Origin of the sequence: Enterococcus sp. DIV0691 (genome assembly GCF_051711145.1) — a bacterium.
In the GTDB taxonomy this organism is placed as follows: domain Bacteria; phylum Bacillota; class Bacilli; order Lactobacillales; family Enterococcaceae; genus Enterococcus_B; species Enterococcus_B hirae.
The window spans coordinates 264,788-282,179 of the sequence record NZ_JBIOLY010000001.1 but is presented as its reverse complement, the minus strand read 5'-3'; the positions used below and the strand labels follow the sequence as shown (position 1 = coordinate 282,179).

At 34.7% G+C, this 17,392-nt stretch carries 14 protein-coding genes and 1 other annotated feature; of the genes, 1 reads left to right on the top strand and 13 read right to left on the bottom strand.

What is annotated here, in order from left to right; all coding sequences use genetic code 11:
• Positions 1-97: 97 nt before the first annotated feature.
• The 9 genes from tyrP to dhaM all read right to left on the bottom strand — a co-directional run bounded on the left by tyrP (position 98) and on the right by dhaM (position 11,144).
• Positions 98-1,516 carry a tyrosine-tyramine antiporter gene (gene tyrP, locus IGJ11_RS01325; protein WP_010720263.1) on the bottom strand — a complete coding sequence of 473 codons (1,419 nt, stop codon included), beginning with the start codon at positions 1,514-1,516 and terminating at the stop codon, positions 98-100.
• Between the two features lie 513 nt (positions 1,517-2,029).
• A complete protein-coding gene (gene tdc / locus IGJ11_RS01320) occupies positions 2,030-3,904 on the bottom strand; it encodes a tyrosine decarboxylase (RefSeq protein ID WP_010736916.1) in 1,875 nt (624 codons plus the stop codon).
• Between the two features lie 289 nt (positions 3,905-4,193).
• Positions 4,194-5,450, bottom strand: coding sequence for a tyrosine--tRNA ligase (gene tyrS, locus IGJ11_RS01315; RefSeq protein ID WP_010736915.1), 1,257 nt, complete (start codon positions 5,448-5,450; stop codon positions 4,194-4,196).
• A gap of 94 nt (positions 5,451-5,544) precedes the next feature.
• Positions 5,545-5,750, bottom strand: a binding site (T-box leader).
• Positions 5,751-6,125: 375 nt separating this feature from the next.
• A complete protein-coding gene (locus tag IGJ11_RS01310; protein ID WP_010720266.1) occupies positions 6,126-6,782 on the bottom strand; it encodes an HI_0552 family protein in 657 nt (218 codons plus the stop codon).
• 121 nt (positions 6,783-6,903) lie between these two features.
• A complete protein-coding gene (locus IGJ11_RS01305; RefSeq protein WP_207431849.1) occupies positions 6,904-7,734 on the bottom strand; it encodes a hypothetical protein in 831 nt (276 codons plus the stop codon).
• Positions 7,735-7,830: 96 nt separating this feature from the next.
• Positions 7,831-8,922, bottom strand: a complete 1,092-nt coding sequence (locus IGJ11_RS01300; RefSeq protein ID WP_207431848.1) for a hypothetical protein — start codon at positions 8,920-8,922, stop codon at positions 7,831-7,833.
• Positions 8,923-9,146: 224 nt separating this feature from the next.
• Positions 9,147-9,749, bottom strand: a complete 603-nt coding sequence (gene dhaL / locus IGJ11_RS01295; protein WP_207431847.1) for a dihydroxyacetone kinase subunit DhaL — start codon at positions 9,747-9,749, stop codon at positions 9,147-9,149.
• Between the two features lie 14 nt (positions 9,750-9,763).
• Positions 9,764-10,747, bottom strand: coding sequence for a dihydroxyacetone kinase subunit DhaK (dhaK, locus tag IGJ11_RS01290; protein WP_010720271.1), 984 nt, complete (start codon positions 10,745-10,747; stop codon positions 9,764-9,766).
• A 1-nt stretch (position 10,748) separates the two neighbouring features.
• Complete coding sequence (dhaM, locus tag IGJ11_RS01285) at positions 10,749-11,144, bottom strand: dihydroxyacetone kinase phosphoryl donor subunit DhaM (RefSeq protein WP_010736909.1); 396 nt, start codon at positions 11,142-11,144, stop codon at positions 10,749-10,751.
• 203 nt (positions 11,145-11,347) lie between these two features.
• On the opposite strand from dhaM, the gene IGJ11_RS01280 reads away from it, so the two are divergent.
• Positions 11,348-11,668: a putative heavy metal-binding protein gene (locus IGJ11_RS01280; protein WP_010720273.1), complete on the top strand. Its 321-nt coding sequence runs from the start codon at positions 11,348-11,350 to the stop codon at positions 11,666-11,668.
• A gap of 623 nt (positions 11,669-12,291) precedes the next feature.
• Here IGJ11_RS01280 and IGJ11_RS01275 read toward each other — a convergent pair.
• The 4 genes from IGJ11_RS01275 to IGJ11_RS01260 form a co-directional block, all read right to left on the bottom strand.
• Entirely contained in the window at positions 12,292-12,654 is a 363-nt protein-coding gene (locus IGJ11_RS01275) for a hypothetical protein (RefSeq protein ID WP_438772247.1), read from the bottom strand.
• A gap of 43 nt (positions 12,655-12,697) precedes the next feature.
• The gene (locus tag IGJ11_RS01270) at positions 12,698-12,922 is read right to left on the bottom strand and encodes a hypothetical protein (protein ID WP_207431846.1); all 225 of its coding nucleotides are present in this window, start codon (positions 12,920-12,922) and stop codon (positions 12,698-12,700) included.
• Between the two features lie 388 nt (positions 12,923-13,310).
• Entirely contained in the window at positions 13,311-14,582 is a 1,272-nt protein-coding gene (locus IGJ11_RS01265) for a hypothetical protein (protein WP_207431844.1), read from the bottom strand.
• Positions 14,583-15,053: 471 nt separating this feature from the next.
• Positions 15,054-17,108 (bottom strand): hypothetical protein, encoded by a 2,055-nt coding sequence (locus tag IGJ11_RS01260; RefSeq protein WP_251849478.1) that lies wholly within the window; start codon positions 17,106-17,108, stop codon positions 15,054-15,056.
• Positions 17,109-17,392 lie beyond the last annotated feature (284 nt).

Sequence of the window (17,392 nt, the reverse complement as noted above, 5' to 3'; positions counted from 1 at the left end):
CTTCTGGAACACCGTTTGTTAGGAATAAGGGACTGTGACAAGATTTTTGTCATAGCCCCCTTCCCTATTTACATTTTTTACTTGCTTCTTATTTATTCTATTCTTTTAAACTCTTTTCTACTTCGCTTCCCCAAGAATCATTTTTAAAACGATTGATGATCAAAGGAATGACAAACATAACGATTGCAATAACTGCTACCAATAATGCATCCGTCAAGGTAGATGTTCCTAAAGTGGATACAACTACTGCAATGATAGAGAAAATCAACATGCAGCTAACTACCCAAGCCATTCCATTTCCTTTTTTACCAATTCGATAAGGACGTTCTAAATCTGGATGGCTTTTTCTCATTTTGATCAATGAAACAGCAATCAAAATATAGACGATACAATAAATAACAGTTGTAGCATTTGTTAATGTTAAGAATACAGCACTGACGTCATCCATTACGCCGTAAAGTAAAGCGAATAATGAAATAACGATTGATTGAGTTAATACGACATTACGAGAAACACCATATTCATTTTCTTTATGGAATCCAAATTTAGGTGGTAAGAAACCTTCACGTGCTACTTGGATAATCGTTTTAGATGGTCCAGTTACCCATGCAGATAATTGAAGTAACACACCGATAAACACCATAAAGCTGAAGATGTTCCCAATAATTGTTGGTAAGCCAAGGATTTGGCAATAAATCAAGATTGGTTGCGTAATGTTTGCTAATTCCATTTTTCCATTTGGTACAACATTGGCAACTAACATTGCATTGATCACGTTCAATAAAACAAGACCAATCAACGCAATAAAGACCCCTTTAGTGTAGTTTTTCGTTGCATCTTTTAAACGAGGCATGTAAACAGAACTCATTTCGATACCAACAAAAATAAATGTGATACCTGCAAGATATTTCAATGATTCACTATGTTGTAAATCTGGGAAAGCTTTTGACCAAGAAAAATCTCCTAAGTAACCATTAGATACTAGACCCACTTTGAATGCGGCGAATAAACCAAGGACAAACATGATAACCACTGGGATATACACACCTAACCAAACGCCGATGTTCCCACCAACTTTGGCCATATCAAATTTCAAGTTCAAAATTGTAATGATCCAATAAATAACTAAAATACAACCTAATACAAATAAATGATTATTGCCTAATTCTACGTTCCCGAATGTATTTCCTAATAATGGACCTAATGTTGATGCAACCATAACCATCCCTGGGAACATTTGAACCCAAAGCAACCAGGCAACAACAAATCCCCATTTACTTCCTAAGGCAGTTTTGACCCATAATTGTGGTCCACCTTCTTGTGGAAGCATCGTAGAAAGCTCACCAGAAACCATCGAAATAGGACCGGCAAAAAACAGTACGGCAAAAATTGAATAAAAAATCAATGTCCAACCAACGGCTGCTAAAGTCGGAATACTCCGAACTGTCGCACACAAAGCCATCGTCAGACCGACAAAGGTCCCAAGACCCATTTTACTTACTTGTGATTTACTCACTGTTGACACGCTCCTTGTTTTTTTTGAATAAAAAAACGTTGTCTTCAAAGTAATCCCAAGTCGCAAGACAAAAGCCAAGAGGTTGTTTCCCACAACTTTTTTAGTAAAAAAACGATGCTTAGTGACTGGATTTTATTAGTTATTATTTGCTAAAAAAGAAAAATCTGAAATAGTCTTGTGTTCCATTCGCTGTATTTGTATTGAAGCTTTTCGATCTTTCTCTTCATTCATACCAAATACCTAAAAGAGCGCAAGCTATTTCATTACAACCTCGGCTGTTTTGAACGGATTACTTGTATCGCTTCAAAGACAACCTGTAAAACAAAAAACACCTGAGCAGATAACAGAAGTGCTGAGCTCAGAAAAACCAGCAGAAGAATCTAAAAAATAACTTTTTGTATTTTAAAGATCCTTCAACTGTATTTTTCGATTGAGCTACCACCGTTTATTCGGTTTTATAGCATACAATAAAAGTGACTTCTACTTCTTATACTCAGAATGTTTTTTATTTTATTATTTTTCTTCGCTTGCTAGTAATTGATTTGCGTAGATTTTTTCTAATTTTTCTTGAAGAGCTGCTTTGATTTTTCCAGCATATTCTTCGAAGTTTTCTGCTTTATTCATGTATGGTGTCATTACACTTGCACGTAAAACAGTTACTTTTCCTGCACGGTTCCATTCTTCATCTGAGAAACCTAATTGGTTCACAAATTGTAATGGGCTGTTGCCATAATCTGGAATAGCAAAGTCAGTGTGTGATGTCAAGAATTCATTACCATAGATGCTACCTTTAACGTATGAAGAGTAGTCATAAACGTCATGATTCAATTTGTTCATTGCAACTAGATCGTCGTTGCCTTTTTCTTTAAATACATAGTCAACCATATTGAAATCTGGGTAAGTTAATGGATGTACTTCGATTTCTTTATCGCCAACTTTAAATGATAAATCTTGTAAGAAGTTATAGAAACGATGTGCTCCTTCGATTGAAGCTCCCATCAATTTACCATAACCAGTTACATTAAGTGGTAAGACATGATGTGCAGCCCAAACACTAGCAGCAGTTGCCCCTGCTTTTGAACCTTCTAAAATGTATGCACCAAGTAATGCTGGGATATCTGCGCCTTTTTCAAACACGTAAGTAGCAAAGTAAGAAATAACGTCGCGCATACGTACGTCTTTGATGACGATCCCACCAGCTGAGTAAGGAACATAACCCATTTTATGTGGATCAATTGTTACAGATTCTGCTTCTTCAATTGCTTTGAAGGCACGGTGTACATCTTCTAAGATATAATCTTTGTTTTCTGTAAATACATGATGTTTTGCATGAACATCTTTTAATTCTTCAAATGGAATAAAGTTATTTTCTTCGTCTAAGAAAATGGAACGACCATAACCGCCGTAAGCAGCATCAACATGCAAGTAGAAGTAAATACCATCTTTTTCTAATACTCGACGTAATGCAACGATTTTATCGATACCGTCAATGGCTCCTTCTTCTGTCGAACCAACAACACCGACTACACCCAAGATTGGTGTTTTTTCAGCTGCTAGTTGACGAACGATTTTTTCAAGTTCGTTGATATCCATTCGATAGTTGTGATCAACTGGTACAGGGATTACTTGATCTAACCCGATACCGATGATATCAGCTGCTTTTAGCCATGAGTAATGTTTCGTTTGTGGTACTAACCATTTTCCTAATTGTTGTAAATGTTTTCCGCTACGTGCAGAATGTGCTTTGATGTCATCAATTTTTTCTGGAACACTATCTAACAAGTCCATGATTTCTTTTGTAGACATGTTCATCAATTCCCAGTCACTTTTTCCTGAGACTAATTCAGGTGCAACTTCTTTCATTGCAAGTGGAAGTGATTTGATGTTACGTGCATACCAAAGACCTTCTAAGTTAGCTAAAGAACCATCAGCAACGATGTGTCCCCAGCCATCTTTATAGCCCATTAATTTCGCAAACTCTAGTCCTACTTCTTCTTCCATTTGACTTGTTGCTGGAGAAGATTCGTAAGCAACGTTGTTACCATTCCATAGCATTGCGAAATTATATGCTAGTAAAGATGGCATTAATGTTTCAGAGTTCATATGACCCCAATAACGTCCAGCTGTATGCCATGGTACTGAGTGAGTACGCATACGAGCTGAGATTTCAGATAAAACATCTTTTGTTTTATTGACTGTGTGCTCAAAACTTGCACTACTTTGTTCTTCTGGTGTAATAACTGGCATGTCTTGTGGCATGTAGTTTTGTCGCCAGCCTAAATGTTCATCTACTAAATCGTTCAACAAATCTTTATAGAGTTGGCCGTTCTCCGCTTTGTCTCCGATAAATAGTGCATTTAGGTTTAATTCATTTGACAATGATTCCATGTGAAACCCTCCTAAAAAATATTTAAATTTTGTCGAGCCCTACATTACACCTGTTTTTTATTTCTGTAAACTAAATCACAAGTGGTTTTTTAATCATTTTATAATAATTGTCAATTGTGTAAATTGTTTACACATTTAAAAAAATTAAAAAAAACGAGGGAATTTACAAAAGTAAATTCCCTCGTAAAGATTGTATTAACGAGATCCCACGTCACCCTTTTAGGTTGGGTTTCAAAATTGGAATCTTGTAATAGAGTTGACCATTTTCAAGCCAAAAAATTACTAAATTCTAATCAACTACTTTGGCCAAAAAGTAATTTTTCTTACCCTTTCGAATAACCACAAACTTACCATCAAATTCCTTCGATGGATCTATGACAAAATTTAAATCGGTAACACGGTCACCGTTAATACTTATAGCTCCGTTTGAAACATCTTCACGCGCTTGACGTTTTGATGGTTCAATTTTTGTGGAAACCAATAATTCCACGATATTTTCAGGTTTACTTGAAATTTCAACGTTTGGCATTTTACCAAATCCTTGAGCGATCTCAGCTGCATTTAATTCTTTGATGTTTCCAGAGAACAATGCTTCTGTTATTTTTTGTGCTTCTTTCAAGTCTTCTTCACTATGAACGAATCTCGTCACTTCTTCTGCTAAACGTCGTTGTGCTTCACGTTTTTCAGGTTCAGTTTCAACTTTTTTCGCCAAATCTTCAATTTCTTCTTGTGATAAGAAAGTAAAGAATTTCAAGTATTTCACAACATCTCGGTCATCTTGGTTCAACCAGAATTGGTAGAACTCAAATGGTGATGTTTTCTCAGGATCTAACCAGATAGCGCCACCGGCAGTTTTACCAAATTTTGTCCCATCCGCTTTTAACATCAATGGGATCGTTAAACCGAATGCTTCTGCTTCTGGTCCTTCTAATTTACGGATTAAGTCTAATCCAGCTGTGATGTTCCCCCATTGATCAGCACCACCGATTTGTAGTTGAACATCATATGTTTTGTGTAAGTGTAAGAAGTCAATTGATTGCAAGATTTGGTAAGTAAATTCTGTAAATGAGATACCGACTTCCAAACGACTTGCTACGATATCTTTCGCTAACATCGTGTTAATATTGAAGTTTTTACCGTAATCACGTAAAAATTCAAGTAATGAGATTTTTGATAACCAATCATAGTTATTCACAAACGTGATGTTTGCATCTTTCCCAAATAATTTTCTCATTTGGTTAGATAAAGCATCAACATTATGTTGGACTTGTTCCATTGTTTGTAAGACACGTTCTGTCTTACGACCACTTGGGTCTCCAATTGTACCTGTTCCGCCACCAATCAGAATGTATGGATGATGTCCTGCCAATTGAAATCTTTTCATCATCATAAATGGAATCAAATGTCCGATGTGCATAGAATCCCCAGTTGGGTCAACTCCGCAATATAGTGAAATACTCTTTTCGTCAACAAGTTCACGAAGTCTTTCTTCATTCGTTTGTTGGTTAATGGCATCACGCCAAGTTAATTCGTCGATAATATTCATGTTAAATCCCTCCGTATCATTTTATTGTGAAAGCAGGAACCTGCTATCATTCATACTAATTAAAATCAATAAAAAAAATCCCTTGGTTAACTAACCAAGGGACGAAATCTCGCGGTACCACCCATTTTATATGTTTCATTCAAAACATATCACTCAAACATTTAACGCTGTCACGTGACAAATCAATGCCAAAGGCTCCTAAAATGTAATTCGTCTTAAAGCTTGTACTAGTTCTCAGCAACCACTAGCTCTCTGAAACATTGGCTTTAATAACTACTGCGTTTTGATCATTGCCTGTTATCAAGTTAATATGTGTCTATCATAGAACGCTATTTTTTCTTTGTCAATAAAAAAGATAAAAATTTCTTTCTATACTTCTTCAACAATGGAATAAAACAGTAAAATCCGAACATTCTTTTTTTAAAATTATTTGCATCCAATTACCTAAAATAACTCATTGATCCCTTTATTTCATCCGTTTTTTCTAAGATGAATGATCCATTCAATGGCGCTCATTTGACCATAAAATGAAAATTTTAAAACTTTTTGAAGCTTAAGAAAATTTTATAAACTAGTATTTATCAACGACAAATTTACTTCTTTTACTTTATTATTTTAACGTTTTCGATCATCTAAGCGATCAGATACCCCTTTCTCTCACCCTACTGAATGTTATTATTTCCCATTCAATCGAAGGTATAAAGGCATCAATTCCTGCATACCATCTAGAATCAACTTTTCAGCATCTTTTAATTCATTCGGATAAAAATAAAGCTTACCAAGTTGGAAGGTTTTATCCTCCATTGCTTTTTTTAATTCGATTTGTTTTTGCTTATCCGTCAAATAGGTGGCTAACGGCAGGTGATCCACCAGTTCATGTTCTGGTTGCGGCCAAATATAATACTCTTCAACTGGGATGTGCTTACTCCATTCCTTTAAAACCGTTAGTAGATGATTGAAGGACGAAATACTTCCTTGGCGTTCTTCACTTTTATAATGTTGAAACATCAAATAGATTTGGAATTGTTTTTTATTTAGTAAAGTAGCTAAACAAGCATTTTCCTGTTGGCGTCCTTCACTACGGTACGCACACCAAAAATGGCTTCTGAGATTCCAACCATTCGTCCAACTTTCGATTTTTGGTTTTCTCATCTGCCATTGCAAGGGGGTTGCTTTTGCCACTTGTTCATTCATTTTTTTCCACTTTTGCCAGTGTGTTTGATACCTCACCTTAAGCTGTACTAATTCTTCAGTAGTATAACTTTCTTTTAGCTGCTTAAAGGTATACATCGAACGATCAAATAATTCATAATCACTAGTTAATAAATCCATTCCGCCACTTCTTTCTTAACGATTTCCCTATCCTACATTGTAAAGACTATCAATGAGAGAAACAATAAAAATAGCAAGAAAAGAGTGAGCATGGAATTATTTCGGTGAAAATACTCGATAATCATCTTCCTTTATCATTTAGATCTTGTTTTGCTTGTGTAATTGGTTGTCTATTAACTGGATTCTGCTTTGTTGTAGTTTCCTGTACTTTGTCTTTTAATTGAGCTTTTTGTCGCTGTCCATTCCCTTGTTCTAATTCCATATGCTTTTCCAGAGAGGCGATCAGCTTATCTGTATATTCTATATCTTGTTTTACCAATCCTTTAAAACTATTAATCAAAGGCATCATTTTGGCAACCAGAAGTGGTGATTGACTCTGAGTAGTGTTTTCCAGTTGAACATTCAACTTTCCAAACTGCTTTCTTTCCTTGCTCGCATCTTTCTTTAACTTTTCAAGACTTTTTGTTCCTAGAAGTTTTTTCCCTAATGCTAACTCAGCTTTTTGAGCGTCAATTTCTTTTTTCAACATATATTTTTGTAACCAATTCACACCTTTTGCTAATTTTTCTTCGTTTTTGTTCATACTATCCTGCAATTTATCGATTCGTTGAGTCAAATGAACCTTCATATTTTCCTGATCTCGTGGTTCTACGTCTAATTTTTTTGCATGATTTAAATAATTTAATCGATTCATCCGTTCTTTTTTCAAATAAGAAACTCGAGCATACTGCTTTTGTCTTTGCTTATCTAACTCTAGGATCGTTTTATATGTATGTAAAAATTCCTTATCCAATAGCATGGGAATTTCCATCTTTATACTCTTTTTTTTATTTCCATTTACCTCAGTTAATTGGTAAATCTTGGCATTTTTTTTAGATACTACTTCTTGTTCAACAAGCTGATAAATTTTTTCTTTTGTTTTAACCTCTTTTGCTTTTGGTAGTATTGACATTTTTTTACTCCTTATCATTTAGTAATCGAGATATTTCGAAAACGAATGCGTTTAGACGAAACGCATTTGGACAAACGAAACTTTCCAAACATATTACTAATTACGTGAATCGTGTTCAGGCGTTGATCTTTGTTGTTTCTCTGGTTGGCTTTGTTGTTTCCCTGGTTGGCTTTGTGGCTGCGTAACTCCTTCTATCAGAGTATATAATTCACGTGGACCATTTGTTTTTTGTTCATCATTTCTTTTCATTTCGGCTTGTACTTTATTCTGATATTCATGTAACTCCGCATTTAGTACTTGTGGGCGATAATTCTTGATATTTTCAAATCTCTGCTGTGTCTCTAAGAAATTTTTTTCGGTCGTATAAATTGAGCGAGCAAGTTCGCCTAATAGCGGTGCCACGTACGGAAATAGACTGGCTGATACTTTATTATTTAAATCTATAAAACCTTTCTTCACCATACTAAATTGTTCATTCATATTCAAATCAGAATATTTTTTCGTTATTTTATTTATCCATTTCTTCTTTATCTTTTCACTATCAACCTCTCCACTCAAATTATAGCCTTTCCCATAAAGTGATGTTAGATCAGACTCCAGTTTACCTTTTATAAGCTTTTGTTCATCTTCCAATGAACGCTTTTCTTTTTCCAATGCTCCTATTTCACCTGTAAAATAACTTAAAAATCTTCTAAACGGTGAAGCTTTGATCTTATCGATTTCATCAGTCTTCTCCTTGATTAGTACTGGTATTGCATTTAACCGATTCAATTTGTTATCAATGTTGTTTTTTTCACTAGTGTAGCTAGTCAATTCTACGCCTATCTCTTCTTCCAACGACTGAATTTTTATTTTCATTTTGTCTTCATCACGCTCTAACTTGTTTTGCATACTAATTACTGAACTCATGTCTTTATTTAGTTCAAAACACTTTTGTACTTCTTTTTTAGGAACAACTAATGATTCCTTATATGAACCAAAAGAATATTCGCTCATTAGACGTAGATCTGATTTTCCGTGTTTTTTCAACAGGTTTTGTTTGTTTTGTTCAATTGACGCAATTTTAGCTTTGTCGTTAGTGACATACGCTGCTATACTTTCCTTTTTATATTTCTTAAATTTCTCTTCCTGTTCCATTTCTAAACTAGATACTGTCGCATTTTTATTTTTGTTATTTAAATCCCCCATATCTACTTATCTCCTTTATTACTTTAGTGTGTTAAGGATAACACGCGCGACAACTGTTATTTCTCCGACATTTTCTCAGTTTGGAAATTTTTGTTTTAAAATTGTTTATCCTTTGTTTTTTTGATTTGAAAGCAGATTCTAATAAGTGTTCTGGAATAGAAAAAAACTGACTTTTGTTCCCATTTTTACTGGTTAAAAAGTCAGCTATATAAATATTTTGTTATTTATGATTCTATATTAGTTAATAAAGTTCCAAAGAAAATAGCACTAGAAGCTGCTCCGGGATCGATATGGCCAATGGCTCTTTCCCCTAGATAAGAGGCACGTCCTTTTTTGGCTACTAAATCTTTTGTATGTTCCTTCGCTTCTTCAATCACTTCTTCTGTTAATCGATTATTCTTCAAGGCTTCAGTAACAGGTAACCAGACATCTAGCATCGTTTTCTCTTCTGCTTCTGCTTTCCCCCTAGCTTGAATCCCATTTTTTCCTTCTTCAATGATTTTCCCTAATTGTTCTTGTGATGTAATCACATCAATGTCTTTTGTAGCCTTCATCATATTCATAAAGGCAGAACCATATAATGGTCCAGAAGCACCTCCAACTTTTGAGATCATTGCCATCGAAAGAACCTTGAACGTGTCACTGATCGTTTTCGGTTGTTCTTTTTGAAACGCTTCTTGATAAGCCGTCATCCCTCGCCACATATTATTGCCATGATCGCCATCACCGATCGGCGTGTCGAGCTCACTCAGATAACTTTTATTTTCATCGATTTTCTCTGTAAAATCCGTTAACCACGCTTGAATTTCTTTGACCGTTAGTTCCATTATTCTCCCACCTTCTACCACGAAATTGTGTGAACTTCACTTTCCAATGCTTCCTGCCATTTCTTAGTTGTTAGGTCAATCATCGTCAGAGATAATCCTTGCATGTCTAAAGAAGTCATAAAATCACCGACTTTATGAAATGTCACTTTGACTGCTTCTTGATCGAGTAATGATTGGACATCATTCATAAAAACAAAGAGTTCCATCAATGGCGTGCCACCCATCCCATTAACTAGCACTCCAACTTCTTTTGGTTTCTCTGGGTAGTCAGCTAAAATTTTTGTTACTAATTCTTCAGCTAATACTTTAGCAGGTTGCAACTTTTCTCTACGATAACCAGGCTCGCCATGGATCCCTACTCCGTATTCGATCTCATCTTCGGCTAATTCAAATCCTGGCTTTCCTACTTCAGGAACCGTGGCCGCACGCAATGCCACTCCAATCGTCTTGATCGCTGGAACTAGTCTATCTCCTAGTTCCTTCAATTCTTGCAAGGATGCACCTTTCCTAGCGGCATCCCCTAAGATTTTATGCACAAGAACTGTTCCAGCTACTCCACGTTTGCCAGCAGTATATGTGCTATTTTCCACCGCAATGTCATCATCCACTACAACACTTTCTACTTCAATCCCTTCCATAGCCGCCATTTCTTTAGCCATGTCAAAATTGAGTACATCTCCTGTATAATTCTTGATGATCAATAAAACGCCTTTTCCTTGATCCGCTTCTTTGATAGCTATCTGAATCTGATCAGGTGTCGGCGAAGTAAAAACATCTCCTAAAACTGCAGCACTCAACATCCCAGCACCAACAAAACCTGCATGCGCTGGTTCATGACCACTTCCTCCCCCAGAAACCAAGCCAACTTGTTCTACTTGATCATTTTTTGCTACTACTCGAGAATCAGCTACTTGGTGAATCATTTCTGGATAACTTATCACTAAACCAGACAACATTTCTTCTACGATCGTACTAGGATTATTCATGATTTTTTTCATTTCACGTCCACCCTTTCTTTCCCGCATTCTGTGCTTCCGTTAGTATTTGTTGAGGATCATCCGTGATACCTGCTGTGATCGCTCCAGCAAAAGCTCCTTCAACAAGTGGCGCATCCACAAGGTAGTATTTCTTTTGTTGGTCTTCATCCAACATTTCCTTGGCCATTTCAGCGTTCAAAACCGCACTCCCGATATCCGCAAACACAAAATACATGGCGGAATCAGCTGATTGGTTGATCGCATCGATGATTTTCATCGGATCAGAACCAATTCTTCCCTCTACTCCTCCTAAGGAAAAAAGTAACACATCTTCTGATTGTTGCATCTGTTCAATCATTTCTTTGAGTCCATCCGTTAACTGTTGACTATGGGAAACAAGTAAGATACTTTTTTTCATGCCATTTCTCCTTCTTCCTTTTGTGGTCACACCAAGTTTGCGCTTTCATTCTTTTGATCATCAACTATATTCTTTTGCATAGTTCCAGTATATAATAGAATGTCCATTTTTTGGAAATGATGCGCTGTAATTGACTAGCTAATTCCAATTGCGACTTAAGAAATAAATTTTGATATACTATTTTTAAAGAAAGGAGTGATCGAATGATCATTACAACAACAAACAACGTGGAAAATAAAGAAGTAACAGCATATAAAGGCATTGTTTTTGGTGAAGTCATTACTGGAATCAACGTATTAAAAGATATCGGGGCAGGATTTCGCAATGTTTTTGGCGGACGTTCAAAAAGCTACGAGGATGAATTGCTTGCTGCACGTGAAGAGGCCTTAGCAGAAATGCAAGAGCGTGCTCGATCATTAGGTGCAGATGCAGTCATTGGGATGAAAATGGATTATGAAGTATTGGGGAGCGATAACGGAATGCTAATGGTCACCTGTAGTGGGACAGCGGTGACAATAAACTAGTTCAGACATGAGGTTGTGAAAAGAGTGTCTTGACCTGAGCGCTCACCAAGTAAAAACTGCGACGAGTAATCGCAGGAGCATTAAGGATGAAAATCTCGAAACAGCTCCTCATGTTTTGAGATTTTTTGACTTATCGCCGAAGGTCAGCTCTTTGAACACCGTTTATTCGTTTTTAGAGATACTAGAAGAGACTGAGATAGAACTCTCACTTAAAAAATATTCCGAACCTGTTCTACCAATACACCGATTCAAAAAACAGATTGATATAAAATAAGATGTTTCCTAAAAAATATACGTAAAAACGTTAAATTTTAGGGAACACCTATGCGATTTTTTCCTAAATTTAATTGATTATCCAAGTAAGATACTGCTATCTAATTATTTATGTACGTTGCTCTTTTCATCAATGGATTATTTTCTATTCTACTATCTATGATTGCTGGCATTTCACCATCCGATTATCCTCTTGAATTTCGATTCGTTTTATTGCTATTTTGCATTTGATCTTGTTTATCACCTCGGTTGTTGAACTTTTCTGCCAGCTGTTTAGCATTCTCTTTCAGTTGGTGTATCTCTTGCTTTCTCACTGGAAGCTCTTCTTTAAATTTTTCATGTTTTCCTATTCAACCTTGTACATTTCTTTCCAGGTCCTCAACCTTTTGCTCCATGATGTTTAATTTTCCACTAATTTTTTCAAGTTGTTCTCTTCTGTGTTTACTAACATCTCGTAGTCCCTTTGTCTTCACTTCAACAACATCGTACTCTGCTGACAGTTCACTAAGTTTCGCTTTAGGAACGTTAATTTCACTTTTCACCTGATCACAGACAGCTATATTCTTATCTAAATTCCCAGTGACCATTTTTTCTAAGTTACCCTTCTGATTAATATCTTTAATCAGTTGATTATTCGTATTTTTAATATCCTCAGTAACTGTTTTTACATCCTGTGTTAATTTAGTTTTTTCTCCTGTAAATACGTTAAACAACTTCCGTACAAAAGAATTGTTGAAATAAGTGACGGCTTGGTTCTTAGTAACGAGATCCGTATCGAGTTTTTTTAATCTCGTATTTGCCTTTCCCAATATATGTATCTACCTCACCTATTTCAGCTATTTGTTGATCGCCTTTTTGAACAGGCAATAGCTTTTGCTCTATTTGGCTAATCTTATCTTTAAATTGGGATTCAAAATTATTTACCTTTTTCTCTAAATCATCAATTAGAGGACTATCGAGTTGTTCTGATGCTGCAGCCATTCTCTCCAGAGTTTTTTGCTATGCTGATTTTATATTGTTTACTTTTTTTATGTCTTTAGAAACTTTTTCTTTAATTCTTTTATTGTTCTCTAATGCATTATTGTATTGTTTTTGTGAACCTTCAAAAGCTTTTTAATACGGTATAGTTTTCTCATCTGTAAACTTGTTTTGCCTCTTCAAAATTTCCCTTTAGAGTTTCTAACTCCTGATCGCTGTACCGTGCGGTTGATGGTACTTGAGTAACTTTTTTATCGTGACTTTCCATATTTCATTCCACTCCTCTGTTTTTCGTACTAACATATGTAATACAAGCGTATTATGAGTTTATTCAAGTTATTTACTAATAATTTTTTTGTTTGAGAATTTTTGACGATGCCTTGCTAAGTTACTATGCCCTTGAATGTTTTTTACTATTACGCTTCTGACCATTTTGCGTGTTTAGTGAGTCCGATTGATCCAAGTATATAGTAGCTGTCTTTTGTTGTGCTTGATTAATCTTTTTACGGATTTTTTGAGGTTTCTTCGAGTTGTCGTTAATTAGTTTTCGGGCTTCAAGTTGTAGAGGTTCTATTCCATCCTTTAGCGTTGTCACCTTACTAATGATTTCAGCATATACTTTCATTGCATAAGGTTTAACTGCTTTTACTTTTTCCCTTTCTACTTTATCTAACTCTTTTTTGAACATTTTTATTTCTTTTTCTAAGCCTTTTTTTACTTGTTTTGCAATTTCATCTGTAGATTCTATTGTCTTAAAACGTTCCTTAAGATCTTTCGGAAAGCGTGCCTTAAGTTCTTCTGGAAAACGTTCCCCAAGTTTTTCCTGAAAGCGTTCCTCAAGTTTTGCCTCAAAGCGTTTCTCAAATTCTGCTTCCCAATCCTTAGTTTTCAAGGTTGTTTGCTGTATGGGGTTCCTTGGTTGCTCTTTTTTTCCAGTAAAAAAATTAAGCAAGCGTTTAAAGAATGACGGTTTCTCACCAACTTTACTACTTAAGCTATCTACTAGATTGTTATTTACGGGTTCTAAGGAAGATGTCTTCAATTTACTAAGCTGATTCTTTCTTTCTTTTTTTATTTCTTTTTTTATTCCTTCTTTTATTTCTTTTATTTCTTCGATTTCTTCTTCTACTTCTTCTTCGATTTCTTCTTTTATGTCTTCTTCTGTTTCTTTTTTTATTTCTTTTAGTTCCTTAATAACATCCCTATTTGGAAACAAGTCTTTTATAATATTTTTTACTCTAGTCTCTGATTCCTTGATTTGTTGATCTATTTCCTCCTTTTGCTTCCGTGCGTTAGGACCGAACTCCTCGACTTCTGGATCTCGCTTACTATCGTCAATTTCACTTTTTGGTTTTATTTCCTGTTTTATTTCCTGTTTCTTTGGTTTGGAAGGCATCACTTTATATTCTTTTAAAAATTCATCCACCATTTCAGCGTGTTTATTTTCTGCGGCTACATGTTCAGCCTTTGCAACAACAGTCTTATCTGAAAAAGGTTGATATGTTTCCATATAATCCAATACCTGCCATGCACCATTAACTTTATTTTGTTGTCGGTCAATTTCTTTTATAGCTTTATCCATCGCTTTTTTCTTTTCAGCTTCTGCGGCTACTTCTGCAGCTGATTGCTGAGTTATTCCTTCCTGAAAAACTGGCCTTCCCATTCTTATTTCACTCCTTCGTATATTGATAAATTAAGCGTAACATGACAATAAAAACTTTATTTTTTAATAATTTCTTTGTTTGGAAATTTTTAAAATAGTTTCATTCTTCTAGAATAAAAAGACACTTCATCGCACCATTAAAAATTCTGAGAGATCAAACTAACGTTTTTTGAAACAAGTAGCATTTAGGATCCTCTATCTGTACTTACTCGTCAGCATTTACCAATCGTTGACTTCACCTCCGAAAGCAAACAAAAAAATCAAGAAGATCAAAAGCAATTTTTGCTTTTCCATTCTTGATTTTAATGCCAATCCTATATTTTTCTTATTTACAGATTCAAAAGATGCTCCTTCAATAACAGACCACTTTTTTCTTCAGTAATCTCTTGTATCACTTGATACGTATATCATATCTTAGTAAAACATCAAGCAAGATACCGCCACATATTAGAGAGTACAAAATTTTATTCTCTATAATGTATGTACTTCTCTGCCAATTGATTGATTCGTTTGGTTATGTACTTGTTGAGATTGCTGGTTGCGATTTTTGTTATTTTTTAACAACTCCTTATTCCAAGCATTCGTTACCAATATTCTATACTTTTGATAATCAACAGATTTTTTCGGTGACTGATCCACTTTTTCTGAAGGTTCCTTATCTTTAAGTTCCAGCATCACCCAAAAACCCAATTGTTCTTTTATCTTTGGTTGTTGCTCCTTAATAAATTTTAAACTTTTCTTTATTTGAGCAGCTAGTTCATCATTAATCTTTGGTTGTTCTTCTCCTGTTGGATACTTATTTTTCAGCTGTTTCAACTGGCTTTTTAAATCTACCAATCCATTGTTAACATGATCAACTTCCTTTCTTGCCTTGATAAAAATTCTCTCAGCCTGCTCATTCTTTTCTGTTTCAATCCTTTTTCGCTCAATGAGTTCCTTTATTTTATTCTCAAAAGTTGTCGATAACCCGCTTTTTTTGGCAGTGTACTTTTCTCTAGCTTTTATATGTTTTTTAGTAAATCGACTAAGAAATCGTTTTACTCTCGGCTGATCGCTATTAGTCATTTTTTTCGTTGATTTTTCCCAATCCTTATGTATCTTCGCAATTTCTTGGATAATTTTTTTCACAGAATGACTTGCCTTATCACGCTCTTGTATCGTTAAGTCATATAATTGTTTAAAGTCACTGGAAAAGATATTTTGAACTTTCATATCTAATTCGGTGCTTTTATGGACTAAATATTGATACAAACCAGGTGCATTTAATTCTTCAATACGTACATTTTTATTTCCCAATTCAGCCGAAAGTTGATTGGTAAAAATATTTTCTCTTTCATTCAAATGTTTGCTTTTAGCATTTTGTTCCCTTCTTTCATTTGTTTGATTTACTGTTTCGATTACTGTTTGATCTATCGCTTTGCTTATCAGACGAATAAATCCTTGTTGATCTTTACTTTGTTCTTGCTTACGGTATTCGTCTATTTTTTGCAGATTTTGTGTTATACCTCCCACGGTACCTTTAACTTCTTCTAAATTCTTCTGTAAATTTTCTATTTTTTTCGTTAAAGCTTCCCTATTTACCTTTTTTGGTATATTTTCCTTTACTATTTCATAATTCTGATTTAAATCATTCAAAGTGGATCCTATATTTGCACACTTTTCTTTCCACCCCTCAAATATTTCGTTACTAGAGAAAACTTCATTAAGAATATTCTCATTTCTTGTGTAAACTGTTTGTGCTTCTTCTATTTTAGAAATCATAGTATTAATTGTAGCTTTTTTTGTATCTAACTCTGTTCGTAATTCAGCCTGTTCCTTAGTAAAAAAATTAATGATTTTTCTAAAGAACGACTGATCAATCGCTTTAATTTTCGAGTCTATTTGTTCAGCATCTGATTGTAGAGATAACTTTTCAAAATAGCTATCCAAAAAATTTTCTTTGGCTTCATCACGTTCTCTTATACTATTTAAGATATTTTTAATTTCTTCGTCTAGTTTAGATAACTTTGTATGTGCTTCTTCCTTTTTACTTTCTAACGGGCTTAATTTGTCGATAACTTCAGTTTCTACTGTCTCATAAAGAGAAGAATCTTTTTGTTTAAAAAATTCTCGTTCTTCATCTACTGCTAAACTACCTTCTTGGATTATTGATTGAGTTTCTTGCTTACTTTCTGGTATCCTCGCTTCTGCATGATTAGGAGAATGTTTTATTTTTGCACGTTCTCTTTTATCTTGAATTTCTCTATTTGTTTCTTTCATAATATGTAAATCCCACTTTGCTTTTAAGTAGTCATTCTCTGCTTTTCTTGCTTTATCATTATGAGGATGGATGGAATAAGCATCATAAGTTGAGAAGAGCTGTGCTACCAATTTTTTTTGCGCCTTCAATTCTTCACGACTATATTCCATATCTGTTGCTTTAATTGGGCATCTTAGCATCGTTGCTAACTTTTCCTCTTCTTTTTCATGAATACGAGCTGCTTTTTTATAATTTTCTCCGTGAGGATAGGTAGCGTGACTATCCATTTTTTTATAGGCGTTCTCTACTATTTTTTTTGCTTATCAATCTCTGCTTTTGTAAATCCTCTACCTTCTGCTATTTCTGTCATTAGATCCCCTTCTCTTATTTGATTAATAATCTGAATGTAACACAAATGTAGAGTTTTTTTAGCCAAAAATTTCTAAATAACAGATTTTTTGTTCTATGCTAATGATATTTATTCCTAGCAACTTTCTTTATTGATGAGAATCGCTGAACCAATAACTGTTTTTTGTCTTTATCTCCTCATCATTAACTACAAATATTATTT

Coding starts and splice junctions, on each gene's coding strand:
- IGJ11_RS01300 (WP_207431848.1), bottom strand. CDS start 8,922: ATGGGGGATTTAAATAACAAAAATAAAAATGCGACAGTATCTAGTTTA.
- IGJ11_RS01265 (WP_207431844.1), bottom strand. CDS start 14,582: ATGGGAAGGCCAGTTTTTCAGGAAGGAATAACTCAGCAATCAGCTGCA.
- dhaM (WP_010736909.1), bottom strand. CDS start 11,144: ATGAAAAAAAGTATCTTACTTGTTTCCCATAGTCAACAGTTAACGGAT.
- dhaL (WP_207431847.1), bottom strand. CDS start 9,749: ATGGAACTAACGGTCAAAGAAATTCAAGCGTGGTTAACGGATTTTACA.
- tyrS (WP_010736915.1), bottom strand. CDS start 5,450: ATGAATATTATCGACGAATTAACTTGGCGTGATGCCATTAACCAACAA.
- IGJ11_RS01280 (WP_010720273.1), top strand. CDS start 11,348: ATGATCATTACAACAACAAACAACGTGGAAAATAAAGAAGTAACAGCA.
- IGJ11_RS01305 (WP_207431849.1), bottom strand. CDS start 7,734: ATGTCAATACTACCAAAAGCAAAAGAGGTTAAAACAAAAGAAAAAATT.
- tdc (WP_010736916.1), bottom strand. CDS start 3,904: ATGGAATCATTGTCAAATGAATTAAACCTAAATGCACTATTTATCGGA.
- IGJ11_RS01270 (WP_207431846.1), bottom strand. CDS start 12,922: ATGGCTGCAGCATCAGAACAACTCGATAGTCCTCTAATTGATGATTTA.
- dhaK (WP_010720271.1), bottom strand. CDS start 10,747: ATGAAAAAAATCATGAATAATCCTAGTACGATCGTAGAAGAAATGTTG.
- IGJ11_RS01310 (WP_010720266.1), bottom strand. CDS start 6,782: ATGGATTTATTAACTAGTGATTATGAATTATTTGATCGTTCGATGTAT.
- IGJ11_RS01260 (WP_251849478.1), bottom strand. CDS start 17,108: ATGGATAGTCACGCTACCTATCCTCACGGAGAAAATTATAAAAAAGCA.